We start from the raw sequence: 25248 nt of genomic DNA on the forward strand, positions 1-25248 counted from the left end.
CAGCCTCGTAGGTCCGTCCCAGCAGGGCGCGCTCGCCCCGCGTCGACCGGGCTGGGCCGACTCAGCCGTCGGGCAGCCCGACGCGGGGAGACCGCAGGACGAGCACCTCGTCCTGCGTCGACGGTGGGACCGTGGGGACGACGACCGCCGTCGAGCCGGTGACGCCGTCCGCAGCGAGAGCAAGCACCCAGTCGAGCGTGACCGCATCCTCGCTGGCCTCCGCCGCAGGCTCGGCCGGGACGAGCGCGACCGACGTGACCTGCGCGCCACCGCCGAGCTCCGAGAGGTCGAGCGACATCGTCTGCCCGAGCGCGAGGTCGACGGGTGCGCTGCCCAGGAGCTCCCCGTCGGTTCCGTAGGCCCGGAGCTCTCCGCGGGTGGCCGGCGTCCACGCCTGGCTGAGCGGGTCGACGAGCGGCTGACCGTCCGCCCCGGTCTGCTCGTCGTAGACGACAGGGACCTGGGCGGCGAACGTGTGAGCGCCGTCGAGCGCCGCCGGCAGGGCGGTGACGACGACGGCAGCGGTGGTGCTCGCCGGGACCGCCACGAACGAGTCGACACCGGCCGGCAGGTGCTGGCTCGGGATCCACGCACGGTCCCGCGGGGCTGTCGTGCCGAGCTGCCCCTCGTCGATCTCGCCGGTCAGCGCGGACTCGACACCTGCCACGACCGGCACGTCCGCCTGCACGACGACCGTGTACCGGCCCGCGGGCATCCCCGCGAGGCTCACGTCGATCACCTCCCCAGGCACCAGGGACACGCTCTCCGCCCCCCGCAGCACGTGCTTGCCGTCGGCCCCGAGCATCGTGAGGACGGCCGTCCCGGCGTCCTCACCGGGGGTCAGCATCCGGACCGACGCGACGTCCTCGTCCCCGATCTCGGATGTGGCCAGCGTGACTCCCGCCACGACCTGGGCCGTGGCGGGGCCGGACCCAGGAACAACGAGGTCCACGCCGTGCGGCGTGACGCCCTCGAGGACGTTGTGCTGGAGGTACGACGTGACGAGCGCTCCCGAGGAGCTCACGTGCACAGCGATGCGTCGCTGCTCGGCAGCCAGCCCCTCGAGGAGGGTGCTCACCTGGCTGCCGGGCGGGACGAGGTACGTCGAGGGTCCGGCCAGGTCGAGGCGACCCCCCGCCCCCCACACGGAGACGGTGACGGTCGCGGGCGTCCGGCTCGGGTTCTGCAGCACCAGCCGGGAGCTCGTCCCGAGCTCGGTGCTGCCCCCCACGAGCCACTGCTCGATCCCCGGCTGCTGGCAGGCCGCGGCCGCGAGCCCACGCAGGTCACCGGCAGCCGTCGCCGAGGCCACGGCACCCGCCTGCAGCGCCGGCTGCCCTGCTGCCGCCTCTCCGCGCAGGACGAGTGCCGTGTCCACCGGCTCGACGGACGCCTGGCCGCTCGGATTCGCGCCCTCGAGGGTACGGACCGCCTCCGCCGGCTCGTCGTCGGCACCCGCTGGCGCACCGTCGTCGGTGCTGCTTCCCGCGCTGCTGCCCGCGCTGGTGCTCTGCTCGTCGCGCAGCGCCTCGAAGGTCACGACGTCGACCGTGGTCCCTGCGCCCAGCACTGCCGCGCGCAGGGACGTCACAGTGTCGACGGGTGTCGGGCTGAAGCCCTCGTCGTCGGTGGAGTCCGGGTCCGGGAGCGACACCGGGGCGGGGCACACGCTCGTCGTCGACCGCGCACCGAGCGTCACCGGCGTGCCGACGTCACCCGCGGGTCCCGGGCGCACGACGTCGTCACCGACCACAGCGAGGGTGGCCATGACACCGACGGCGAGGACGGCAGAGGCGATCCCCGCGACGCGGGAGCGTCGGCGGGCACGGCGCTCCACCGACTCCGTGGACCGGACACTCATGACGTCACCGTCCGACGACGGCGGACCGGGAGGGCAAGGAGGCTGAACACGATGAGCACTGCTCCTTGGAGGATGACCCACGGGGTCCGGCTGGCACGGTCGTACCCGACCGTGAGGTGACCGCCGTCGGCGCCGAGCAGGAACGACTGGCGCTCGTCGTCCTCGAGGGTGCGCAGCGGCTCACCGTCCAGCTCTGCGTGCCACCCCGGTGCAGGCGTCTCGGCGAGAACGAGGACGCGGTCCTCAGCACCGGCCGGGACGTCGGCGTCCACCCGGAGCCCGGCGGACGCGAGCGCCTGCTCGACGACCGGCACGCCGTCGTCGCCCGGTGCCTGCACGCGTGCCCAGGACGGCTGGTCGTCGAGGCCCGGTCCGGGAGCGACACGCCAGATCGTGCCCGACGCGTTCTCCGTGATCCGCTGGAGCCCCGCCACCGTGTCGATGCGCCCGACGAGCTGGGCGCGGCCGAGCTCTGCCGCCGGGGGCACGAGGACCGCACCGACGCCGAGGTCGCTCAGCGCCCGCGCCTGCCCACGGTCGTCCCCTGCCGCGAGCGCAGCGACGAGCTCGGCGCGGTCGTCGGACGTGCTGCTCAGACGTCCCACCCGCACGACGGCAGACGAGTCGACGAGCTGAGGGCCGTCCCCGTGCAGGAGCTGGTACCGCAGATCCCCGTCGGCCTCCTGCTCGAGGACGAGCACCCGTGCCTGCCGGTCTGAGGTCTGCATGCGTTGTCCGACCGCGGGCACGATCGCGCGCTCCAGCGGCGCGATCGCCACCGTCGACCCGTCCGTGCGTGCACCGACCACCCAGGAACCGAGCACGAGGAGGGGCACCGCGCCGACGACGAGCGCCAGCGCGCCGATACCGACCTGCCGCCAGCCGAACGTGTGCTGCAACGCCTTGGAGCCGAGCCCGTCGATCCCGAGGACGGCGGCCCCGAGCAGCGCAAGGAGCATGAGCGACGACCCGGCGCCGGGCCAGCCCGTGACGGGCACGCCGTCTCCCCCGGCGACTGTCGTCGCCGCAGAGAGCAGGGCGGTTGCCAACCCGATCGCCGCGATCCACCACAACGTCCGGGCTCCCGCGCCGCGCCCGCCCGACCGCACGAGCCCGACGAGCGCTCCCGCCAGGACGACGCCTCCCAGGACAAGGGCGCCCTGCTCGACGACGAGCGCCCAGGCCCCCGAGGCACCGGACGTGACAACCACCGGGAGGGCGAGGAGCTGTTGCCAGGCCGGGGCGGGGTCGGACGCGAGCGGCAGGCCCGGGTCACCCAGGAGGATGCGCCACCCCCCTGACGACCACGTCGCGACCGCCCGCACGACGAGCGGGCCCACGACCACGAGCGCAGGCAGCGGCACGAACGCGATGTATCTGCGGTTGCGCGGGACCTGCGCCGCCACGACGAGGAGGGAGAGCAGGCCGGGGACGAGGAGCGACGGAGCGCCCGCCACGACGACCGCGAACGCGAGGCCAGCGGCCCCGAGGGCAGCGACCGAACCTCGCTGCGCGGTCGTCGAGGGGCTCGCGGCCGCCACGGGTTCCGTGCTCGTCGTCCCGTCGACGACGGCCCCCGGGCCAGCCGGTCCGCCCTCGTCGGAGGGACGCCCGGCGGCCGTCGCACCCGAGGAGCGCGCGGCAGCCTGCTCACGGATCTTCTCCCGCAGACGCTGCTCCGCGCGCTCCTGGGAACGCATCCGCAACGTTCCCCACACGTCGACCCGTTGGATGCCCACCGCACGAACCACCGCGAGCGCCAGCCACGGGAGCGCGACGTGCGCGAGCACCGCACCCAGGCGGCCCTGACCCACGGCCACGACGAGGGCAGGGGCAGCGGCCCACACCGTCGCTGCCCAGAACCGGAGCGGAACCGACCGTGTGGCCGCACCCGCGGCGAACCAGGCGCCGACGGCAGCCAGGACGAGCGACGACACGACGAGGAGGTTGACCGCCGACTGCAGGTCCCCGCGGGCCACCGCGACGACGGGCAGCAGCGCGGTGAGCAGCGGGTCCGCCGGAGCGGATGCTCCGAGGCCCTCACGCACCCAACCGCTGGAGATCGCGTCCGTGAGCCCCGCCCACCCACCTTGGGCCGGCAGCAGCGCACCGCCGACGACACGGCCACCGTCGACAGCGGCCGCGACGACAGACCCGAGCGCCGCAACCGTTGCACCTGCCACGAGGAGGACGAGGACAGCGAGGGCGGCCCGGCGACGGCGTGCGGATGCCGCGATCTCGGCCCGGTCGAGCTCGTCCGGGCCGTGCGCCGCCCGACGGCGCGCCGCACGCGCGAGCCGCCGGTCCCGGTGCTCGCCCAGCACGTCGCGCGTCGTCGCCATGAGCGGGGTGAGCACTGATCGGGGCACGACGCTCACGCGCGCGATGGCACGCCGGGCACGCACCACCCGCCGGATGCGCGCAAGGAGCCAGACCGGCGCCCAGAGCTCCTGGACCGCGTGACCGGGCTGCTTGAGCGCCACCCGGTAGAGGGACCGCACGGGTGCGGCGACGACGGCCGCGACGAGGAACAGCGGCAGGACCCAGCCGGGGAGGCTCGTGGCAAGGAAGTAGAGCTGGGACCGCAAGCGAGGCCCGAAGGTTGCGTCGGCCGCAACCACGGGGTCGACCGGGTGCTCCGTGCGCAACCCGCGCAGGCCCGCCTGCGCGTGCAGCACGAGGGCGGACGGCACGACGATCACGCGGTGCCCGGCGAGACGCGCACGACGCGACAGGTCCAGACCGTCACCGAAGATGCCGTAGGTCGCGTCCGTCCCGCACAGGTCCGACCACACGCTCGTCCGCACGAGCGCTCCCGCGAGTCCGACCGCGAGGACATCCTCACGCGCATCGTGCTGGCCCTGGTTGAGCTCACCGGGCTCGACACCCGTCATCCGGCGACCGCTGCGCGAGACGGTGAGCCCCACCTCGACGAGCTCGTCCGGCTCGTCCCACTGGACCTGCTTCACGCCAGCGATCGCCACCGACGACGCGTGCTCGACGGCCCGCAGGAGATGCGCCAGGGCGTCCGGCTCCGGAGCGGAGTCATCGTGGAAGAGCCACAACCAGCGTGTCGAGATGCCCCCGGGCGCCTCCCGGAGCGCCACGTCGACGCCCGCGCCGAAGCTCCGGGCGCCAGGTGCACGCACGACGTCGACATCCGCCGGGAGCCCGTCGAGACCAGGGGCACCGGCAGGCGATGCATCGACGACCACGAGCCGGGCCGGGCCGGGCTCCGCCGCAAGGATCGCTCCCACCGCGTGGGGGAGGTAGGCGGACGAGCCGTGCGTCACGAGGACGGCGGTGACGCCTGCCTCTCGGGCGCGTCCCGCCGCGGCGTCAGCCGGGAGAGTGTGGTCGGGGGAAGTCATACGGCGTCCATAGTGCCTCACGAGCGTGCTGGCTCCGGGCAGGGCGGCGCCGGGCGTGGCGGGGCCGGCGGCGGAGTGCGCTCAGCGTCAGATGGCGCGCCGCTTGAGCTTGCGCCGCTCCCGCTCGGACAGCCCACCCCAGATGCCGAACCGCTCGTCGTTCTCCAGCGCGTACTCGAGGCACTCGCTGCGGACCTCGCAGCCGACGCAGACCTTCTTGGCCTCACGCGTCGAGCCGCCCTTCTCGGGGAAGAACGCCTCGGGGTCGGTCTGGGCGCACAGCGCGCGCTCCTGCCACCCCATCGCCGGGTCGTCGTCGACGCTCCCGAAGAGCGGGAGCACCGTCGCGCCCTCCTGCGGTCCGGGACCGGTGAAGCCCTCGACCAGCCGTACGGCGTCAGACGGGAAAGGCCCGTCCTCGTCGAGCAGGTTCCACATGCTGTACCCCTCCGCGGGTGTCCCGGATCGTGCGTGACGTGGCGACGTACGGCGGCCCTGACGAGCGCACCGGCCCCTCGCGGAGACGACCTCGTCGAAGCAGCGGGTGTACACAACCGACACGTGAAATTACACGCGTGTCATCTACCTCAGTCAAGCCGCGCTGTGCTAAAAGCGCCACCTGAGCGGGTGAATTTTGGGTGGCGCACCCCACACCGGCCGCTCGTTAGGCTGTCCCGCATGGCAGACACCGTCACCTCCCTGCTCCGCGTGCTCACCGCCGACCCCGGGCGCCCGCGCCTGACGTGGTACGGCCCCGACGGCGAGCGCATCGAGCTCTCCGGAGCCGTGCTGGCCAACTGGGTGACGAAGACCACCAACCTCCTCGTGGAGGAGTTCGACGCCGGCCCCGGCACGGTCGTCCACCTCGACCTGCCACCGCACTGGCGCACGCTCGTGTGGGCACTCGCCGTCTGGCAGGCAGGCGGGTGCGTGCGCCTCGATGACGGCAAGGGCACGCCTGCCGACCAGGCCGCCGACGTCGTCGTGACCTGCGACCCCGAGACTGCCCACGCGTCCGGGTTCCGCGCCGGCCGCCCGGAGCTCGTCGTCGTCTCGCTGCCAGCACTCGCTCGCCGGTACGACGGGACGCTGCCCCCGGGGGCTGTCGACGCCGCGTCTGCGGTGATGACCTACGGGGACCAGCTGGGGTACGTCGCGCCGGTCGCGCCGGACAGCGAAGCCGTACGGCTCGGCGAGACGGGCGTGACGTACGCCGACCTCGAGACCTGGGCTGCTGCGACCGGTGGCTCGCCCCAGACCAGCGCCTCGGACGCCGCTGCCAGCCCGGGCGCACGCGTTCTCCTGCGGCCCGCCCCGACGAGCACCGGCACGGTTTGGCTGATCCGGCGAGCGCTCTCCTGCTGGAGCGGGGCGGGATCGGTCGTCATCCTCGGGCCGGAGCTCGAAGGACCCGTCGACATCGAGCCCGGGCGACTCGAACGCCTCCTGACGACCGAACGGATCACCGCTGTCGACATCGAGTCATGAGTCGTCGGGGAACACAGAGCGGACATGCTCCGAGAAGAGCCGTGTGCGGACAGCCAGCAGCGAGAGGGCGGACAACGTGTGTCCGTCGCGGACGGCCCCGTCCCGGAGGAGCCCGGACACCTCGTCCCACGGGACCCACACCGTGGTGGACACCTCGCCGTCCGGCACGGTAGCCGGTGTCCGGCTGACGACGCGGACCTCGACCGCGGCGACGCGCCCGGGAAGCAGGCTGGAGTCCGGGACGTAGTCGCCCAGGACGAAGGACGGCCCGGCGAGCAGTCCCGTCTCCTCCTGCAGCTCACGCTCGGCGTCGGAGCACCATGCCGAGTGCTCGTCCTCCCGGGGCACCACCTCACCGAACCCACGCGGAAGCTCGAGCATCGTGCTGCCGACGGTGGGCCGGTACTGCTCCACGAAGACCACTCCATGGTCGTCGCCGGCCACGATGACGACGCCCACCCGGCCTGCCTGCGACCGGAGCGCGTGCGCCGTACGGGTCCCGTCCTGGGTCGTCAGGCGATACCGGTGGAGGTCGAGGACTGGCGGACCCGCCCAGTGGTACACGACCTCGCCGTCCTCGGGGCCCCGATCACCGTTCACGACGCCGGCCCCGGATCGGCAGCGACGCTGATCACACCATGCAGCCTTCGTCTGCCCGTGTCCTTGATCGTCCGGAGCTCCGACCACGGGACGCTCACGACAGCGAGGAGTGCGAGGCCAAGCAGCGTCGTGTCGACACCGAGGACGACCTCAGGCATGAGAACCGACCCGGCAACGACGGCGACCGCGGCACCCGACAGGCGCGCGACCGCCCTGCGCAGCACCTCACGGCGACTAGGGGGGACGTCGAGCCCCGCCCGGGCGCCGTACGCGATCGCTTTGAGATGGGCGTCGGTCGGGTTCCGCGCGAAGGCGTCCCGTTCGCGGCGCAGCGAGTGGTGCAGCGCGCCGTAGGCACCAGGAGGCAGGTCGTCCAGAGAGTCGAGGAGGTCACCGGACAGGGCGATGCGACGACGGCCCGCATCGCTCGGAGGCGCTCCCGGGGCGTTGTCGCCCGGGGCACGCCTGAAGCGGACCCAGCTCGCTCCGTGCTGGCTCGCGAGCGCATCCTGGTAGGCGTCGTTCCACCAGAGCACGACCCGTTCGAGGTCCGGGTCCTCGTGCGGCACCTCGCTCCTGATGCGCGCGTACGCGGCGATGAAGTCGCTGCGGTTCGACCACTGCTGTTCCCCGGCGGCAACCGCGAGACGGCGCGCCGCGGCGGAGCTCACGCTCGGTGGAGGGCCGGGCGCGACCCGCAGCCCGGGCCCGTCCTGGAGAGCACGGACGTCCTGGCAACCGATGACGCCATCGTGCGCCGCGTCCACCCACGCCCGCCAGAGGGGCTCGGTCCTGCGCGCCCACTCAGCTGGGGCTTCCCCCCGCTCTGCCCCTGCCTGCTGCGTCTGCCAGACGAACGACGTCCGAGCGCGCTTGCGGTCGAGCGCGTCACCCAACGAGCAACCGTCGATGAGCACCACCATGGGCAGTGGCTGCCCGGTCAGCCCCAACCGTGCCGCCACCTGCGCCGGCCCCAGAGACAAGAAGTACTCGCCGTCGAGAACCATGGAGTCCGTGACCAGCAGCTCTCCGGAGAGCAGCATCGCCGCGCGGAGCATCGCCGTGACCTCCCGGTCGATCTCCACGCGGGTTCGAGACCTGTCTGCGTACAGGCGGCGTTGCGCCATGCTGTCGAGCTCGCCGACGAGGACCCGCGAGAGCCGGGCCGATCCCGAGTCCCGTCGGCGTGGCACGACGCGGTCCATGAACGCGTCCCGTCGCGGCCACCCGGTCGTCATCTCGTCAGCTCATGCCAGAAGGGCGTCGACCCGCTCGACGATCGACCGCGCGATCTCGATCGAGCACGTCGCTGCCGGTGACGGCGCGTTGAGCACGTGCACCTGCCGGGGCGCGGACTGGATGAGGAAATCATCGACCATGGACCCGTCTCGCCGCAGGGCCTGCGCACGGACCCCGGCGTCCGCGGGGACGAGGTCGTCGGGGAGAATTCCGGGCACGAGCTCCGACAGGCTCTTCGCGAAGAGCGACCGCGAGGCCGACCTCGCCATCTCCTTCGCACCAGGAATCATGTTCTTCGCGGCGAGGTGCCACAGACCGGGCCAGCGCAACGACTGTGCGAGCTCCGCGACGTTGATGTCCCGCCAGCGGTAGCCTTCGCGAGCCAACGCGAACACCGCATTCGGCCCGGCGTGCACGCCGCCGTTGATCATCTTCGTCAGGTGCACCCCGAGGAAAGGGAAGCGCGGGTCGGGCACCGGGTAGATGAGTCCCCGGACGAGGTACTCGCGCTCCTCGACGAGCTCGAAGTACTCGCCACGGAACGGGACGATGCGGGCCTCCGGTACCAGCCCCGATGCTTCCGCCACACGGTCGCTGTAGAGACCTGCGCAGGCAACCAGTGCGTCGGCGTGAATCTCCTCGCCCGTCGTCGTCACCGTCACACCCTCGCCGCGCGTCTGCGCGGACACGAAGGCGGTGCTGAAGCGGATCTCTCCCCCGGCAGCCTCGATGCGGCTCGCCATGACACGACAGATGGCCACGTAGTCGATGATGCCCGTGGTCTCGACGCGCATGGCCTTCGATGCCCTGACATACGGCTCGTACTCGCGGGCCTCGGCTCCCGAGACGACCCGCGACGGTACGCCGTTCGCCACAGCACGGTCCACGAGCTTCTGCAGCTGCGCCTCCTGCGACGGCCGGGTAGCGACCACGAGCTTGCCCGTGTTCTCGTACGCGACGCCGTGCTCCTCCGCGAACGCCCTGATGCTCCGGACGCCCGCTGCGCACATCTGGGCCTTCTGGCTGCCCGGCACGTAGTACAAGCCGGAGTGGACGACGCCAGAGTTACGACCGGTCTGATGGAGCGCCAGCCCGGCGTCCTTCTCCAGGACGACGACCTCGTCGCCTCGCTGAGCAAGCTGGTCCGCCACCGCCAGCCCGACGATCCCAGAACCCACCACAACCACTCGCGCCATCTCAGCAGCCACCTCTCATCACGACGTCCTCCACCGGTCCGGCGAGCCGGCACCGTCGACACTAGCGGACTCCCAGACCGCCACGAGCCGACGCCGGACCGCGCGCTACAGGGTGAGCGTCCCGTGCTGGAACTGCTGCGTGGTCTTCCCCTGGACGGTGATCGGATCGGCGACGGGCATGCCCCACCGCCCTGTGGGTCCGCCGTCCGCGATCCACCGCTGGCGGACGGCCGACGGCACGACGTACGCTCCGGTCGCCGGACCCCACACGACCCAGGTGCCGGTCGAGAGCGGTGAATAGCCACCACCGCTGGGGAAGTTCACGGGATCGCCGGACGGCAGACCGATCCCGGTGCCTGCACGAGCCAACCACGTGTCGCGCAACGGCCCGTAGATCGGGTGGGCGCCGGTCGCCTGGGACCACACGATGGACCGGTTCGACTCGAAGCTCACATACGACCCACCGGTTCCGCTGAGTGCGGTCGCGCTCGTCGTCGGGTAACCGAAGGACCCTGTCGCCCCGCCCTCCTTGTGCCAGCGCCGACGGAGCTCTCCACCGATCACCTGAGCGCCCGTCGTCGGCGACGCGACGATCGTGGCCTCCTTCTCGAACTCCGCGAAGGTGCCGCGGCCGTCGCCGACGGGCGAGACGCTCAGCGTCGGGTATCCCAGGGACCCCGTCGCACCGCCCGTTCGCCACCACGCCGAGCGGATCGGACCTGACAGGGTGCGCGCACCCGACGAGACGGACCACACGATCGACGCGTCGCGCTCGAACTCGACGAACAGGCCGCGGCCGTCACCCACGTCGGCCTGCGTCCGGTTCGGATACCCAAGCGCGCCGGTCGCCCCGCCGGTGCGCCACCACTCCGCGCGCAGCGCACCGCTGAGCGCCGCCGCGCCCGTCGTCGGTGTCGACAAGATGCTCACCGTGTTCTCGAACTCCGCGAAGACACCACGGCCGTCTCCGACGGGTGACTGACCCAGTGTCGGATAACCGATCCACCCCGTGGCTCCGCCCTGGCGCCACCACAGGTCACGCACGGGTCCGCCGACGACCCTCACCCCGGTGCTCGGCGAGTGGATCGATGAGAACCCGCGGTCGTACTCCTGCGCGGAGCCGCGCTCGTCCCCCACCGGGTACAGGTTGGTCGTCGGGTAGCCCAGACCGGAGACCCCGCCCTGCGCCAGCCAGGTGGGTCGCATCACCGGACCGATCGAGGCTGACCCGATGCTCGGGTGGTACGCCACCGTGTACCCCTTCGTGAAGTAGGCGGCTGACCCACCACCGGGTTGGTCGGTCTCGATCTGATAGACGTCGCCGAACATCCCCGAGATGCCGCCGAGCGCCGTCCACGCGGCGTGTATCGGCGTCTTCGAGGCCCCCGTCAGCTGGTTCACGCGGTTGCGGATCTCGGGGATCGCTGCGTACCCGGCCGCGCCAGGGCAGGCTGTGCTTCCCACGTCGCGGTGCCCGATGATGCGGTAGACCTGGACCGGCGTGCCCTGGGCAAACTTCGGGGACCCGCTGCTGGCGGTCAACGTCTCGATGCCCCACATGTCGAACCGGTACACCCCGCCCATCCGCCATGCGATGATCCGAGCGACAGACTCTTTCATGGCGGCCGAAGGAGCGACGTTCGAGTAGTCGCCCATCATGGACACGCCGAACGTGTTGGTGTTGAAGCCGCCCGCGTGGGCACCGGTTCGAGGCATCGACAGCCCGCCCGCACGACCTTCGAAGATCTGCCCGTACTGGTCGACGAGGACGTTGTACCCGATGTCACCCCAGCCGCGGCTGTCCGCGTGATAGCGATAGATCCCGCGCACGATTCCCGGCGCCTGCGCCGCCGTGTACGAGTTTGTGCCCGCGGTGTGGTGCAGGACGGTCGCGAGAGTCGTCTGGCCGAACGACGGATCGGACGACCCCGGGATCGACTCGCCGCCTGACCACTGCGCGCGAGTGATGACGACGGGTGGCACCGGCGCGACGCCAGCAGCGGGTACACGTGACGGGAGGCTGCTGGCCGTGCCCGCCTGGTCTCGCAGGCTGTCGGCAGGCTGCATGTCTGGCGAGGCAGTGGGGACACGCGCGAACGAACCGAGGCCGCCGCGCCCGCCTCCGGAGGCGCCCGACGACGTCTGACCCGAGTCGGTTCCGGTGGCCTGGTCCGCTCCTGTCGCAGCAGCCAGCGCCGTGTCTGTGCTCGAGACTTCCGGGTTGATCACGACGAGGGTGAGCTCGTCGTCGACCGGCACACCAGCGCGAAGCGATCGCACCTCGGCACGGGCAGACCCTCCGGTCCACCAGATCTCGGTTCCGCCACTGTCGCCGTCGGGGTCCTGCTCGGGAACGAGGCTGGACCACTCCGTCCACGTCCCGTCGATCCCGAGCGAGCGAAGCTCGACGTGATCGGGGCCCTCCCCCTCCCACGTGACAGCGAGCATCTTTCCGTCAGCGAGGTCCACGCCCCGGGAGGAGACAGCCTCGAGCACGGGCTCCGGTTCGACCCCGGCGGCCTGCTCAGGTGCCGTGCCATCCGACGGGAGGGGTGCCGCAGGGTCCTGAGGCACGACCACCTCCGCCAGCCCCAGATCGACCTCCACGACCTCCGTCGCATCGCCGGTTCCGGGGTCGACGGTGACATCGGGCGTCGCATATCCCTCCGACGTCATCACTGTCCCCGGGGCTGGCGACGTCGTGGCCGTAGCCGCGCTCGTCGTCAGGGCGGCGGTCGCGACGAGCGCGGTCGCGACCGCGACGCTCACGGCCACCCGGGCAGACTTCGTGTGACGTGCGGGACTCATGCAGAAGCTCCATCTGGGGGCGCGAACGTCGGGCACTTCGCCCGCGTCAGCACAGTTTAGGCGGATCCTCCTGGCAATCCGGGATCTCCGGCGTAGTGGCCCCGACGTCGGTGGGTGAAGAATGCGAGAGCTGCCGACCCACCAGCCGTCGTCAGATCAGCGGCGGTGAACACCAGGCGCGAGACCGCAGTGAACGCCGTGGCGGGCCCGAGCCCGACGAGCGGCGACAGGGCGGCAATGAGCACGATCTCGCGCACACCCGCACCCGAAGGGAGGATGAACGCGACGAGGCCGGCCATCATCCCCATCGCCATCGCCCCGACGCACAAGAGCCACGCATGGATCCCGAGGTCCGTCTCGGACCGTGCAAGGAGCCAGAGGTGGGTGCCGTACGAGGCATACGTCCCGAGAGCCCACGCGAGAGACTTCACCACCGTCGAGAGCGACACGTCGTGATCGGGCTGGGGCCGACGCAGGAGCGTGAAACCGAACCGCGCGAGCCGGTTGAGGACGCGCGGGTGCAGAGCCACGAGAGCGAGCGGAAGCAGGACGTACAGCCAGTACAGCCATCGCAACGACGGGCGTTCCCCCACCACCTCCGAGAGGCCCAGCGCTCCGCACACGAGCGCGGCCACCATCGCCACGGCGATGGAGAAGAGCGTGGCGGCGAAGACGCGGGCCCGGGCCAGACCCGCTTTGCGACCGAGCTCGAGCTGCAGGAGGTACGCCCAGACGGTTCCCGGCAGGTACTTGCCGAGCTGTCCGACCAAGAAGATCTGCGCGCCGCGTCCCGCACCGATCGGGTGCCCCAGGTCGTCGACGAGAACCTGCCAGCTCATCGTCGAGCACGCGATGCCCACCACGACGGCGACGAAGGACAGCACGACAGACGTCACCGAGATGGTCTGGAGGCTGGGGTAGACCTCGTCCCAGTTGCTCCACAGGTAGAAGACGGCGGCGGCGATGACGAGCACCACCAGGAGGTACCGGGCCCCGTTGATCAGAAGGTCCTTCTTGCTCCTGCTCGGAGGCATCGGGTCACTCATGCGGCGCCACCCGTACCCGCTGCGCGGACGGGCACGACCTCTCCCCTCGCGCGCCACCACGCCACGTGCTCCTCGAGAGCCTCGAGCCCCGTCCCCACGAGGTCAGCGGGGAACTCCGTGTCGTTCGCCCCATAACGCCGGACGAGCACATCGACCGTCGCCGCGTCGATCCCGAGCCGTGACATCCCCACGGTGTTCGCGCCGTGCAGTCGCGGAGGAACGCCATACACCTTCGCGAACGGCGGCACGTCGCGGGTGAGAGCCGTGCCCATGCCGACCATCGCCCCGGGTCCGATCGCTCGCCGCTGGTGAACCACCGCGTTCATCCCGACCGTTACCCGGTCACCGACCGTGCAGTGCCCGCCGATGCTCACCCCGGCCGAGATGGTCACGTGGTCGCCGAGCTGGACGTCGTGCGCGAGATACGAACCGTTGAGCAGCCAGCAGTGCCGACCCACCACGGTCTCCCGGTGGCTCCCCTGGTGGATGACGGTCCGCTCACGGATGACCGAGTCCTCACCGATCACCACACCCGCGTGGTCGATGTCTCCGGTCCACGCCGTGTTCTGGCGCAGGGACGCGATCTCAGGAGGTCCACCGATCATGACGCCTGGTCCGATCCATGCCCGGTCACCGATCCGTGCAGGACCGAGGAGCACGGCGTGCGGTCCGACCGCGACGTCGACACCGAGCTCGACACCGGGGCCGATGAAGGCCGTCGGATGGATTGCGGGAAGCGCTTCGAAGGTCACGTAGTAGTCCAGCGGTAGTGAAACGCACGACCGATCTCGCGCGAGTCTTCGGCAGCCCACCGTGCGGCGCGCTCTGACTTTGGTCCCAGCGGAAGGCACACTGCCGGCGGCTACGATGTACCGCGCAGGGACCCGGCTCCCGCATCCTACAGAACAGATCACCCGGCTCCGGGTACCCGGAGCAACTCCAGACCCCGCGAGGTAACTACCTGATGGCTGCAAATCCGCGTATCGCCCTGATCGGTGCTGGCTCGATGGGGCAGAACCACGCCCGCGTCATCGCGTCGTCCTCGATCGCAGAGCTCGCCCTCCTCATCGACCCCAACGAGACGGTCGGACGAGCGACGGCGGACCGCTACGGCGCACACTGGGCCCCCGGCCTGGACGGCCTGCAGGATGTCGACGCCGTCGTGGTCGCCGCGTCGACGGAGTACCACTACGACATCGCGTCGACCGTGATCTCAGCCGGGTTGCCCCTCCTCATCGAGAAGCCGGTCTGCCCCTCGCTCAGCCAGACCGTCGAGATCCTCGAAGCCACCGAGAAGGCTGGGATCCCCGTCATGTGCGGCCTCCTCGAGCGATACAACCCCGCCGTCATGACAGCGCTGAAGATGGTCGAGAACCCGATCCTCATGCGGGCTGAGCGCCACTCCCCGTACGTGAGCCGCATCAAGACAGGCGTCGCCTGGGACCTCCTCGTCCACGACGTCGACCTCGTCGCCCAGTTCTTCGGCAGCCGCCTCCCTGAGCGCGTGTCCGTCGATGTGGGCTATTTCCACCCGGAGTCGGTGGAGGGCGCGGAGGACGTCGTCGAGACGGCCCTGCGCTTCGGGGGCGGCGGCATCGCGACCGTGTCGGCGAGCCGCACGAGCCAGCGAAAGGTCCGTACCCTCCTCATCCAGGAGCTGGACCGGATGATCGAGGTTGACCTGCTGCGGCGTGGCGTGACCGCGTACCGGCACACCACGATCGAGCCACAGGAGGGCGGCTCGGGGTACCGCCAGGCGACAGAGATGGAGGTCCCCGAGATCGTGGGAGCCGAGCCGCTCGTCACCCAGCTCACCCGGTTCGTCGACCTTGTCGCGGGCCGCGTGGACGCCGACGCCGAGCGTGCCTCGATCCTGCCGGCCCACCAGATCGTCGATCAGGTCCTCGCCGCACGCTAGCGGACCTGAGCCGCCCGGTCACCCGGGCGGCTCAGCACCGACAGCGGGACCGCAGACAGCGGGGCCGACGCATCGTCAGCCCCGCTGTCTGCGGTCCCGCACCGGCAAGGGCCGACCTACGACGAGGACCGCCGCACGAACCGTGGCGACGTCCCCGCGGGTACCTCGAGGTCGACATCTGCCACGACCCTGGCCGGGACACCGGCGACGACGGTCCGGGGCGCGACGTCGGCGGTAACCACGGCACCTGCACCGACGACAGCCTCGTCACCCACCGTGACACCCATGTTGATGATGGCTCCTGCGCCGATGAACACACGGTCGCCGATCCGGACGGGGGCGCGGTCGATCGCGTCGTACGAGCGGCCCGACACACATCTGCGCGCCGTGGAGTGCGTGTAGATCTGAGCACCGGCCGAGATGTCGCACCCGGCACCGATCGTCAGCCCGCCTGAACCGTCGAGCACCGTGAACGCCCCGATCCAGGTGCCCTCGCCGATCTCCGGCTCCCCGACGAACCAGGACAGCTCGTGGTACGGGTTGGTGGGAAGCGCCGCTGGCGTGCGACCGACCATCAGCCGCCGATCCTGATGAGCTCGCTCATGCCGTCCCGGACACTGATCGTGGGCTCGAACCCCAGGACGTCCTTCGCGCGCTGCGTGTCCGCGGCGCGGCGGCTGACCAGGACATCGCGCGGGTTGAAGATCGGCTCGACGTCGGCACCGACAGCGTCAATGAGGATGCGCGCGAGGTCCGCGATCGTCGTGTCGATACCCGTGCCGATGTTCACCGGGACGTTGTCCTTCTCGGACTCCATCGCCAGGACGACCGACCGTGCGATGTCGTGCACGTGGATGAAGTCCATGGACTGCTCGCCCTTACCGTCGATGACAGGGGGCTCGCCGTTCTTGATGCGGTTGACGAAGTGGTTGATGACGGACGTGTAGTACGCCGTCGTCTTCTGGCCCGGTCCGTAGACGTTGAAGAACCGCAGTGCGATCCACGAGAGGTTCGCCCGACGCTCGTAGTAGCCGAGCAGGTCCTCTCCGGTCCGCTTCGAGATGCAGTACGGCGTCAGGGGCGAGAGGCGGTCGTCCTCGTGCATCGGCAGCTTCTCGGGGTCGCCGTACACGGAGGCGCTCGACGCGAAGACGAGTCGCTTGACGCCGTGGTCCGCGGCGGCGGCAAAGACGTTGTGTGCGCCGATGGTGTTGATCTCCATCGACTCGTACGGGTCAGCCTGGCTCTTGTTGATCGACACAGCAGCGAGGTGCACCACGTGGGTCGCGCCCTTCATGGCCGCGTGCACCGCTCCGCCGTAGCGGATGTCCTGGTCGATCAGCTCGACGTCGCCCCGCTCAGCAAGCTTGGCCACCTCCGCGCGGTCTCCACGGAACATGTTGTCGAAGATGCGGATCTTGTAATCCTTCTCCAACAGCTGGTTCACGACGTGCAGGCCGATGAAACCGGCTCCGCCGGTGATGAAAGCGGTGTTTTGGGCAGACATGAAGCTGGGCTCCTCGAAGGTTGCGTGGGTAGGACGTGTGTTGCTGGGCAGCGGCTAGAGCCGGACGCTCGCGTCGGAGACGACGTCGCGCACGACGGACGCGACGAACTCGACGTCGTCCTGGTCGAGGTTCGCGTGCATCGGGATGGCGACGTGGCGACCGAAGAGGTCGGCTGACACCGGGCAGTCCGCCGTCTCGCCGTACAACGGTTGGAGGTGGCTCGCGTACGTCCCGAAGTTGCACCCGACACCGCGCTCGCGCAGCGCCAGGGCCACCGCACCGCGATCGAGCTCCGGCGAGAGGGTCAGCACGTACGACTGCCACGGGTGCGTCCGGTCATCGAGCTCGACGGGAAGGATGACCTGTTCGAGGTCGCCCAGCAGAGCCTCGTAACCGCGCGCCGCAGCTGTCCTCGCAGCGAGCAGTGCGGGGAGCCGGGTGATCTGGACCCGCATGATCGCGGCCGCGACGTCGGACATCCGGTAGTTGTACCCCAGCTCGTCGAACGACGGGACGGGCAGCTCCTTCGAGGCGTCCCGGACGATCGCGGGCGAGATGCCGTAGGTGTGCAGCTTCCGGGCGTGCGCGACGAGCTCGGGCTTGGCAGAGACGAGCGCGCCACCTTCACCAGCGGTGATCCCCTTGCGGCCGTGGAAGCTGAACGCGGCCATGTCAGCGAGACTGCCTGCGGGGCGTCCCTTGTACGTCGCTCCGGCGGCACACGCCGCGTCCTCGATGAGCCAGAGACCGTGTCGGTCGGCGATCGCGCGGAGCTCGTCATAGTCGGCGGGCTGGCCGAAGACGTCCACAGCGAGGATCCCCACGGTCCGCGGCGTGATAGCAGCTTCCACCGCCTTCGGGTCGACCGACCAGATGTCCGGCCGGATGTCTGCGAAGACAGCCTTCGCACCGGTCCACAGAACCGAGTGGCCGGTCGCCGGGAAGGTGTAGTCGCCCACGATCACCTCGTCGCCGGGCCCCGCCCCGAGCGCCAGCAGGGCCAAGTGGAGCGCAGAACCACAGTTCGACGTGGCCAGGACGTTCTCGACGCCCGCGACCGATGCGAAATCCTTCTCGAACGCGACACATGCCGGACCTGCGCCCGACAGCCAGCCAGACGCGAAGACCTCAGCTACGGCAGCGAGCTCCTCATCCCCGACAGTAGGCTGTCCCAGCGCGACGTTCTTCATACTTTTCCTCTCATTGGCTTATGGGATCCTAGCAGCGTGACCTCATCCCCCCCGAAGCCCAGACACACCACGGTCCGGCGCATCGCCGCAGCGCTCGTCGCCGCGACGCTCCTCATCATCGCCCCGCCCGCGTCTGCCGAGGACCGCATCGTGCCGGGCTCGGGCGGGACCTTCGTCCTCAAGGGCCATGGATACGGGCACGGGAACGGGCTCTCGCAGTGGGGGGCCTACGGCGCCGCGCGCAGCGGCCTGACCACCGCGCAGATCCTCGCGTTCTACTATCCCGGAACGGTACTCACGGGCCAGCCCAACTCGGACATCCGCGTGAGCCTGTCCGCCCCGGCCACTCGGCCCGGCGAGGTCGTCGTCGACACGAGTGGCGCGATGAGCCTGCGTACCGACGCCGGAGTCGTCGCCCTCCCGACGCAGGTCGGAGGTGGGGCGCCCGTGCTCTCCTGGCGTCTGGCACCGTCGGGGGCCGGCCTCGCTGTCTCGTACACGGACTCGACGAGCGGCTCGTGGAAGCCGTACGGATCGACGATCGCCGGGACCTTCGCGTCGTTCCAGTCGAGCACGGGCATCGTCCGCCTCGTCACACCTGCGTACGAGCGCCGTGCATACCGCGGCTTCGTCGGCGCCCTGCGGACCGCCAGTGCAGTGACGACGATCAACACCGTGGCCATGGAGGACTACCTTCGCTCCGTCGTTCCCTCGGAGATGCCCGCCTCGTGGCACCAGCAGGCGCTCGGGGCACAAGCGGTGGCAGCGCGGACGTACGCCTCCTACGAGCGGCACTCGCGGTCCGGAATCCAGCAGACGTGCGACACGACCGCGTGCCAGGTGTACCGCGGACTCGCGCGGTACACGATGGACGGAAGGCTCGTGGAGTCGTACGAGAACGCTGCGACGAGCACGGCGATCGCCGCGACCGCCAACCAGGTCCTCATCACCGGCGGTCCGTTCAGCTACGCCTTCACGCAGTTCAGCGCCTCGAACGGGGGGTGGACGCGCGCGACCTCGTACTCCTACATGCCCGCGAAGGCCGATCCGTACGACGGGCTGATCCCGAACGACGCCAACAGCTGGAGCGTCACCATCTCCTCCGCCCGGATGTCTTCCGCGTTCCCCGGGATCGGCACCGCGACGGCCGTCGTCGTCCTGTCACGGGACGGCAACGGGGAGTGGGGAGGGCGCGCAACATCCGTCCGCGTGGAGGGAACCGGTGGATCCCGTGTCGTCACAGGTGCCGCCTTCCGCAGCGCGCTCGGACTGAAGTCGGAATGGTTCTCGGGCACGTATGTCGCACCGCCCGTCATTGCCCAGACGTCGTCGGGCATGGTCAGCGACATCACCGGGGACGGGCTCCCCGACGTCCTCGGTCGGGTGGGGTCCGACGGCCGACTCCTGCTGTACCCAGGCACGCCGGACGGCTCCCTCGCCGCCTCGACGGTTGTCGGGACCGGGTGGCAGATGCACGACTACGTCCTGCTCCTCGGCGACCTCACGGGAGACGGGGTGCCGGACATCGTGGCTCGTGAGGCCGCTACGGGCCTGTTGTGGATCTATCCGCTCACGCGTTCGGGCACAGCCCTGAGCCCCTTCTCGGCGGGCTCAGGATGGCACACGCTCGACACGCTCGTCGCCGTCGGGGACGTCACCGGCGACGGACTCCCGGACCTCTACGGACGCGAGACAGCGACAGGTGACCTCTACCTCTACACGTGGCGCCAGCCCGCTCCTGCCGGGTCGCTCACCCGGACGAAGGTCAACACCGGATGGCAGAGACACAACGCGATCGTCGGTGTCGGCGATCTCACCGGCGACGCGGTTCCGGACCTCGTCGCCCGAGAGGCGTCCACCGGATCCCTCTTCTTGTACAGCGTCGCTCCCGGCGGGGGGATCACCGCGGCCCGCTGGATCAACAGCGGGTGGGGCAGTTTCGACATGATCATCGGCGGAGCGAGCCTGGGCGGCGGCGGTACGTCCCTGCTCGTCCGCGAGCCCTCGCAAGGGGCGGGAACGCTGCGCTCCTACCCACTCGGGGCGGGCGGGGCGGTCCAGCCTGGTCGGGACGTCGGAACGGGCTGGAACATGCACGCAGCCATCCTCTGACCCCCGGGTGACCGTGCCCGGCACGGTCACCCCGAGGTCACGCGGCGGCGGGACCGACGTTCTCCACCGACCGGACGATGTACAGCGGACGACGACGCGCGTCATCACCGGCGCGCCAGACGTACTCGCCGACGACGCCGAGCGCGAACATGTTCATTCCCCCGACCCCGAGGACGACGCCCGAGACGAGGACCGCCGCTTCGGCGGACGCGCCCGGCACGACGAGCAGCACGAGCCCGATGAGCAGCAGCAGCACACCTGTCACGCCCATACCGACGCCGCACAGGGCCAGCCAGCGGATCGGCGCCGCGGAGAACTCGACGAAGGAGTCGATGACGAGCTTGATCTTCTTGGACGACGTCCACTTGCTCACCCCGTGGGGTCGCGGGAGCTGCTCGAAGAAGATCTTGCGCTGGTCGAATCCCGTCCACGCAGCCATGGCAAGCACGTTCCTGTTGCGCTCGGGCATACGAAGCAGCACGTCGATCACAGCACGCGTCACGAGGATCTGTGACGGGCCCTCCTGGGGGTACGTCGGCACGTCCGAGGCCTTGTTGTAGACCCTCGAGAACGTCGTCGCGAACGTCTCGCTCGGCCCCTTCCGCGTCGCCCGCACAGATCGCAGTCCCCAGACGAGGTCTGCGCCGTCGGCCCACGTCTCGAGGAACTGCCCCACCGCCTCCAGCGGCTCCTGCCGGTCGGCACTGAGCGTGAGCGCCGCATCACCGGCGGCATGTTCCAGTCCGGCGGTGATCCCCGCGTGCGACCCGAAGTTTCGCGACAACCTCACGATCTTCGCGTCGTCCGGACCACCTCTGAGGTGCGCCGCGACGGCCTCGGCGGTCCCGTCGGTCGAACCGTCGTCGACAACGATGAGCTCGAACCGGTATGCCTCGTACGCCGCGACGACCTCGCGGTAGAAGGAGACGATCTCCGCCGCACCGTCCGCCTCGTCGTACGCAGGGACGATGAGGCTCACCAGTGGTCGGCGCGCCGCTGCGACCTGGTCCGTCAGGGCACCTTCATGCATGTTCCGACTCCTTCGACATTCTTCTCCGCGACGTCAGCCGCTCGTGGACCAGCAGACCGACAGCTCCGGTGCCAGCCAGGCCGAGGGCCAACAGACCCACCTTCAGACCCGGCGGAGTGAACGTGAGCTCCATCTCGCCCGTGGGCATATTCGGCGGCACCTCGACCCGCAGGAGTCCCGCGGGCCCGATCGCCGTCTCGAGCTCGGCACCGTCAAGCGTGGCCGTGTAGCCCGGCCACGCGAGACGCGAGAAGGTGATCGTCCCGCCATCAGGACCGGACGACACCGCGAGAGTCTCACGCCGATCCCCGTGCTCCGCGTCGTCGGACACCGTCACGTCACCGTCGACGACCGTCACCCGGCCCGTGCCGTCCAGCAGCGGCTCGTCACGCCCGAAGACGCGAACGAACTCCGTCTCGTCGACCACATGCCACCCGGAGGGGGTGTCCTCCACGTCCACGTAGTCCTTCTGGACGACGACGGTCTGCACCCCGAGCAGGTCCGCCAGGGTCGCGTTCTCGCCCACCGGCTCCTCCCAGAGAGCGTCCCAGGCCTGCGGGCACGTCATTCCCTGGTAGTTCAGGCACAGGGCTCCGTCATGCTTGTTGAAGCCGATACCCGTGTATGCCGTCGTGGACTCCACCCCCGACACCGAGTACGTGTTACCCAGCAGCATGTCCTGCCATGCACCCTCAGCGTCCGCCGTCCCCGGCGGCAGCTGGTAATAGTTGCTGATCTGGACGGTGAGCCCCTCGTAGCGGCCGTCGAAGTTCTCGATCATCTCGGACCGCGACTCCGGGAAGTCGTAGTCGGCGACGTTCGCGTTCGACGGCATCCAGTAGGTCTGCACGAGCACGACACCCACGGTTCCTGCGGCGATCACGCCGAACCCGCGCGCACCGGTCGACCCGAGACGCACGAACGCGATTGTCAGGAGCGCGACGCCGAGCGCGCCGACGATCATCCACGTGCTGTGCTCCGGGCGGTCGGAGTAGCCCTGCCACGCCCCGAGGAAGATCGCTGCGCCGGTCAGCGACCACCGCATCGGACGGCGGTCCCGGGCCAGGCCGGAGCTCAGCAGCATCGCGAAGACCAGGACGAGAGCGAGCGAGAAGAACGGCACCAGACGGGCGGGCCAGCGGAACATCCAGATCTGCGAGGGCCCGAGAACGAGCAAGAGGTAGAAGATCCCGAAGGCACTGATACCGGACCACTCGCGCCACTTCGAGGCCGATTCCCGCCACCGGAGCCACGGGAGAAGCGGAAGGACGAACCATCCGATGTACGCAGCGGGGAACGTCATGTACGGCTCACCGAACATGGTCACGTACGGCTGGAAGCCGGGAGTGCTCATGCCGAGGAGGTCGCTCAGCCCGAGTGCCATGAACTCGTCGTTGGCCGTGATGCTGTTTGCCCGCATCCCGACGGAGGACGTCAGCAGGAAGGGAAGGTAGATCACGACCGCGCTGAGCAGGCCGATCGCCATTTGCGCGCCGATCACCCACAGGCGCGCGTAGTGGCGGCGGAAGACGAGCTCGACGGCTTCAGCGGCGAGCACAGCGCCGAAGGCGAGCATGCCGTACGGGTTCCCGGTCGACACGAGCAGGAAGCCCATGACGATCGGCACGAGGATCGAGCCCCGGCCGTCGAGGTGCCGACGAACAGCCCACCAGAGCCACGGCGTGAAGGCCGAGATGGCGAGCCCGTTGATCCAGGACGTCCCGTCCATGAACAGCGTGTAGCCGGTCAACGACAGCGTCAGACCGGCGGCGGCTGCGATCCAGCGCGACGCGGAGTACTCCCGCGCCAGCAGGTACACCCCCACCGCGAGGATGACGAACAGCGCGAACTTCGCGAGAGTGATCGCCGCCGCGACGTTGTCGAGCGGATGGGTGACGACCATGAGGAAGAGCATCACGGGGTTCCACATGCCCGTCGCGGCCTCGGCCGCGAAGTTGCCCCCCCGCCACATGTCCAGCTGGAGGAGTGGGAACTCACCCGCGAGGACCTGGTCCGCGACGCGCTGCCACACCCCCACTGCGGCGCCCGCAGTGTCGTCCCAGTAGTAGAAGTTGCGCACGTTGCGCAACGGCAGCAGGAGTGCCACGAGCAGGACACCCAGCATCGAGACCACGGGCAGGCTCCGTCGCGCCCGCGACTCCCGAGGCGCCCCCGCCGCGGGCGCGGTGCGCTCGGCCGGGTCGACGTCGTCGTGTGCGCCCTGAGCGACCTCCACCGACCCGCCGTGCGGGCGGGGCGCAGCCACACCTGTCTCCCTAACCATTGGCTCGCATCCTTTCGACGATCTCCCGGCTGCCACCGTCGTCCACGATCACACCCTTCTCGAGCAGCACCGAGCGCTCGCACAGCTCCGCGACCATGTCGAGGTCGTGGCTGACGATCAGCAAGGTCCTGCCCTCCGCCGAGAGTGACCGGATCTTCGCCAGGCACTTCTGCTGGAAGGGCTCGTCCCCCACCGCGAGGATCTCGTCGATCAAGAACACCTCAGGGTCGGAGTGGACGGCGACCGCGAAGGCAAGGCGCAGGAACATGCCGGAGGAGTAGAACTTCACCTCGGTGTCGATGAAGCGTTCGATCTCGGAGAACGCGACGATCTCGTCGAACTTCTCGGCGATCTGGGACTCCGACATGCCCAGGATCGCTCCGTTCATACGGACGTTCTCGCGACCGGTCAGGTCCGGGTGGAAGCCGGCACCCACCTCGATGAGACCAGCGACCCGACCGCGGGTACGGATGGATCCGCTGTCGGCGAGCATCACGCCCGCGATGAGCTTGAGCAGGGTCGACTTCCCTGATCCGTTGAACCCGAGGAGCCCCACCGTCTCGCCCTCGGACACCTCGAGGTCGATCCCGTCGAGGGCCTTGAACGAGTTGGACAGGTCCTTCCCCTTGATCGACGCGACCAGGAGCTCTTTCATCGAGCGTTGGTGACGGAGCGTGAACTCCTTCGTCACGCCCGCGACCTCGATGCTGACGGGCCGGCTACCTGACTTCATAGATCACAACTCCTGAGCAAACCGGCCCTCAAGACGACGGAAGACCATCTGTCCCAGGAGCAGTACGAGCAAGGCGAGGGTGGCACCGCTGACGATCGTCGTCACTGGGTCGTGCATGGTGAATGCGCTGTCGCCCGCCACGGGATACCAGAACGCGTAGTGGAAGAGCTCGACCGCGACGGTGATGGGATTCGCCTGATAGACGGCGAGGAGGAGCGGTTGGTCGACGAGGACCTCCCGCACACGGCTCGCCGGGTACAGGACGGGCGACGCCCACGTGGCGATGAGCAGCAGCAGGTCGACGAAGTTCTCCGCGTCCCTCAGGTACACGTTGACGGAGCCGAAGAGCATTCCCAGTCCGAGCGCGAGGATGGCGACGATGAGGAACCCCAGGAGTGCAGCACCCACGCCCAGGAGCGAGGGTCGCCACCCGACGAACACCGCCCCGACCAGCAGCACCACGAGCTGGGGCAGGAAGTGCAGTATGGCGACGAGGATCGCACTGACGGGAAAGAGCTCACGCGGAAGGTAGATCTTCTTGATCAGCGGCGCGTTCCACACGAGCGTCCGAGTGGCGTTGCCGAACGCCTCGGAGAAGAAGTTGATGACCACGATCCCCGAGAAGAGGTAGATCGCGAAGTACTCCATCCCGTCGTTGAGCTTGAGGAACACGCCCATCGCGAAGTAGAAGACCACGAACTGCACGGCTGGCTTCACGTACGACCAGGCCATGCCGAGAACGGAGCCGCGATAGCGGACTCGAAGCTCTTTGCGGACGATCAGTCGGAGGAGGTAGCGGTGCGAGAGCACGCTGAGGAGACCTCTCCCCCGGCCGGGAGTGGCGAGTTCGGCGTCGATCACGGG

The 25248-nt window shown here is 69.9% G+C and carries 19 protein-coding genes; 3 read left to right on the forward strand and 16 right to left on the reverse strand.

Annotated features, from left to right (window positions below; genetic code table 11):
* Positions 1-61 precede the first annotated feature (61 nt).
* The 3 genes from AC54T1_RS12440 to AC54T1_RS12450 all read right to left on the reverse strand — a co-directional run bounded on the left by AC54T1_RS12440 (position 62) and on the right by AC54T1_RS12450 (position 5535).
* A complete protein-coding gene (locus tag AC54T1_RS12440) occupies positions 62-1861 on the reverse strand; it encodes a DUF5719 family protein (protein ID WP_496912122.1) in 1800 nt (599 codons plus the stop codon).
* Positions 1858-5232 (reverse strand): glycosyltransferase family 2 protein, encoded by a 3375-nt coding sequence (locus tag AC54T1_RS12445; RefSeq protein ID WP_496912123.1) that lies wholly within the window; start codon positions 5230-5232, stop codon positions 1858-1860. Before AC54T1_RS12445 ends, AC54T1_RS12440 begins: the two co-directional genes overlap by 4 nt.
* 87 nt (positions 5233-5319) lie before the next feature.
* Positions 5320-5535: a WhiB family transcriptional regulator gene (locus AC54T1_RS12450; protein ID WP_484346049.1), complete on the reverse strand. Its 216-nt coding sequence runs from the start codon at positions 5533-5535 to the stop codon at positions 5320-5322.
* Positions 5536-5910: 375 nt separating this feature from the next.
* On the opposite strand from AC54T1_RS12450, the gene AC54T1_RS12455 reads away from it, so the two are divergent.
* Positions 5911-6720 (forward strand): TIGR03089 family protein, encoded by an 810-nt coding sequence (locus AC54T1_RS12455; protein ID WP_496912124.1) that lies wholly within the window; start codon positions 5911-5913, stop codon positions 6718-6720.
* Here AC54T1_RS12455 and AC54T1_RS12460 read toward each other — a convergent pair.
* The 6 genes from AC54T1_RS12460 to AC54T1_RS12485 all read right to left on the reverse strand — a co-directional run bounded on the left by AC54T1_RS12460 (position 6715) and on the right by AC54T1_RS12485 (position 14361).
* Entirely contained in the window at positions 6715-7320 is a 606-nt protein-coding gene (locus tag AC54T1_RS12460) for an NUDIX hydrolase (protein WP_496912125.1), read from the reverse strand. The genes AC54T1_RS12455 and AC54T1_RS12460 overlap by 6 nt on opposite strands.
* Complete coding sequence (locus AC54T1_RS12465) at positions 7317-8558, reverse strand: hypothetical protein (protein WP_496912126.1); 1242 nt, start codon at positions 8556-8558, stop codon at positions 7317-7319. Before AC54T1_RS12465 ends, AC54T1_RS12460 begins: the two co-directional genes overlap by 4 nt.
* Positions 8559-8567: 9 nt before the next feature.
* The gene (lhgO, locus tag AC54T1_RS12470; RefSeq protein WP_496912127.1) at positions 8568-9767 is read right to left on the reverse strand and encodes an L-2-hydroxyglutarate oxidase; all 1200 of its coding nucleotides are present in this window, start codon (positions 9765-9767) and stop codon (positions 8568-8570) included.
* 93 nt (positions 9768-9860) lie between these two features.
* Positions 9861-12563, reverse strand: coding sequence for an N-acetylmuramoyl-L-alanine amidase (locus AC54T1_RS12475; protein ID WP_496912128.1), 2703 nt, complete (start codon positions 12561-12563; stop codon positions 9861-9863).
* 56 nt (positions 12564-12619) lie between these two features.
* Positions 12620-13597, reverse strand: a complete 978-nt coding sequence (locus AC54T1_RS12480) for a lysylphosphatidylglycerol synthase domain-containing protein (RefSeq protein WP_496912129.1) — start codon at positions 13595-13597, stop codon at positions 12620-12622.
* 8 nt (positions 13598-13605) lie between these two features.
* Positions 13606-14361 (reverse strand): acyl-ACP--UDP-N- acetylglucosamine O-acyltransferase, encoded by a 756-nt coding sequence (locus AC54T1_RS12485; RefSeq protein WP_496912130.1) that lies wholly within the window; start codon positions 14359-14361, stop codon positions 13606-13608.
* 212 nt (positions 14362-14573) lie between these two features.
* On the opposite strand from AC54T1_RS12485, the gene AC54T1_RS12490 reads away from it, so the two are divergent.
* Complete coding sequence (locus AC54T1_RS12490; protein WP_496912131.1) at positions 14574-15527, forward strand: Gfo/Idh/MocA family protein; 954 nt, start codon at positions 14574-14576, stop codon at positions 15525-15527.
* Positions 15528-15643: 116 nt separating this feature from the next.
* Here the strand turns inward: AC54T1_RS12490 and AC54T1_RS12495 are convergent, their stop codons facing one another.
* The 3 genes from AC54T1_RS12495 to AC54T1_RS12505 are packed head-to-tail and all read right to left on the reverse strand — an operon-like array spanning position 15644 to position 18225.
* Positions 15644-16102: an acyltransferase gene (locus AC54T1_RS12495; protein ID WP_496912132.1), complete on the reverse strand. Its 459-nt coding sequence runs from the start codon at positions 16100-16102 to the stop codon at positions 15644-15646.
* Entirely contained in the window at positions 16102-17034 is a 933-nt protein-coding gene (locus tag AC54T1_RS12500; protein WP_496912133.1) for an NAD-dependent epimerase/dehydratase family protein, read from the reverse strand. The genes AC54T1_RS12495 and AC54T1_RS12500 overlap by 1 nt, the downstream gene beginning before the upstream one ends.
* A 54-nt stretch (positions 17035-17088) precedes the next feature.
* Positions 17089-18225, reverse strand: coding sequence for a DegT/DnrJ/EryC1/StrS family aminotransferase (locus AC54T1_RS12505; protein ID WP_496912134.1), 1137 nt, complete (start codon positions 18223-18225; stop codon positions 17089-17091).
* A gap of 36 nt (positions 18226-18261) precedes the next feature.
* On the opposite strand from AC54T1_RS12505, the gene AC54T1_RS12510 reads away from it, so the two are divergent.
* Positions 18262-20337, forward strand: coding sequence for a SpoIID/LytB domain-containing protein (locus AC54T1_RS12510; protein WP_496912135.1), 2076 nt, complete (start codon positions 18262-18264; stop codon positions 20335-20337).
* 37 nt (positions 20338-20374) lie between these two features.
* On the opposite strand, the gene AC54T1_RS12515 is transcribed toward AC54T1_RS12510, so the two are convergent.
* Genes AC54T1_RS12515 through AC54T1_RS12530 form a run of 4 tightly spaced genes read right to left on the reverse strand, consistent with a single transcriptional unit; the run spans position 20375 to position 25245 of the window.
* A complete protein-coding gene (locus tag AC54T1_RS12515; protein ID WP_496912136.1) occupies positions 20375-21367 on the reverse strand; it encodes a glycosyltransferase family 2 protein in 993 nt (330 codons plus the stop codon).
* On the reverse strand, positions 21360-23633 hold the full coding sequence (locus AC54T1_RS12520) for a hypothetical protein (protein WP_496912137.1): 2274 nt from the start codon (positions 23631-23633) through the stop codon (positions 21360-21362). Before AC54T1_RS12520 ends, AC54T1_RS12515 begins: the two co-directional genes overlap by 8 nt.
* Positions 23634-23643: 10 nt before the next feature.
* The gene (locus AC54T1_RS12525; RefSeq protein ID WP_496912138.1) at positions 23644-24384 is read right to left on the reverse strand and encodes an ABC transporter ATP-binding protein; all 741 of its coding nucleotides are present in this window, start codon (positions 24382-24384) and stop codon (positions 23644-23646) included.
* A 3-nt stretch (positions 24385-24387) separates the two neighbouring features.
* Positions 24388-25245 carry an ABC transporter permease gene (locus tag AC54T1_RS12530; RefSeq protein WP_496912139.1) on the reverse strand — a complete coding sequence of 286 codons (858 nt, stop codon included), beginning with the start codon at positions 25243-25245 and terminating at the stop codon, positions 24388-24390.
* Positions 25246-25248 lie beyond the last annotated feature (3 nt).

This window comes from Sanguibacter sp. Z41_6 (genome assembly GCF_059621145.1).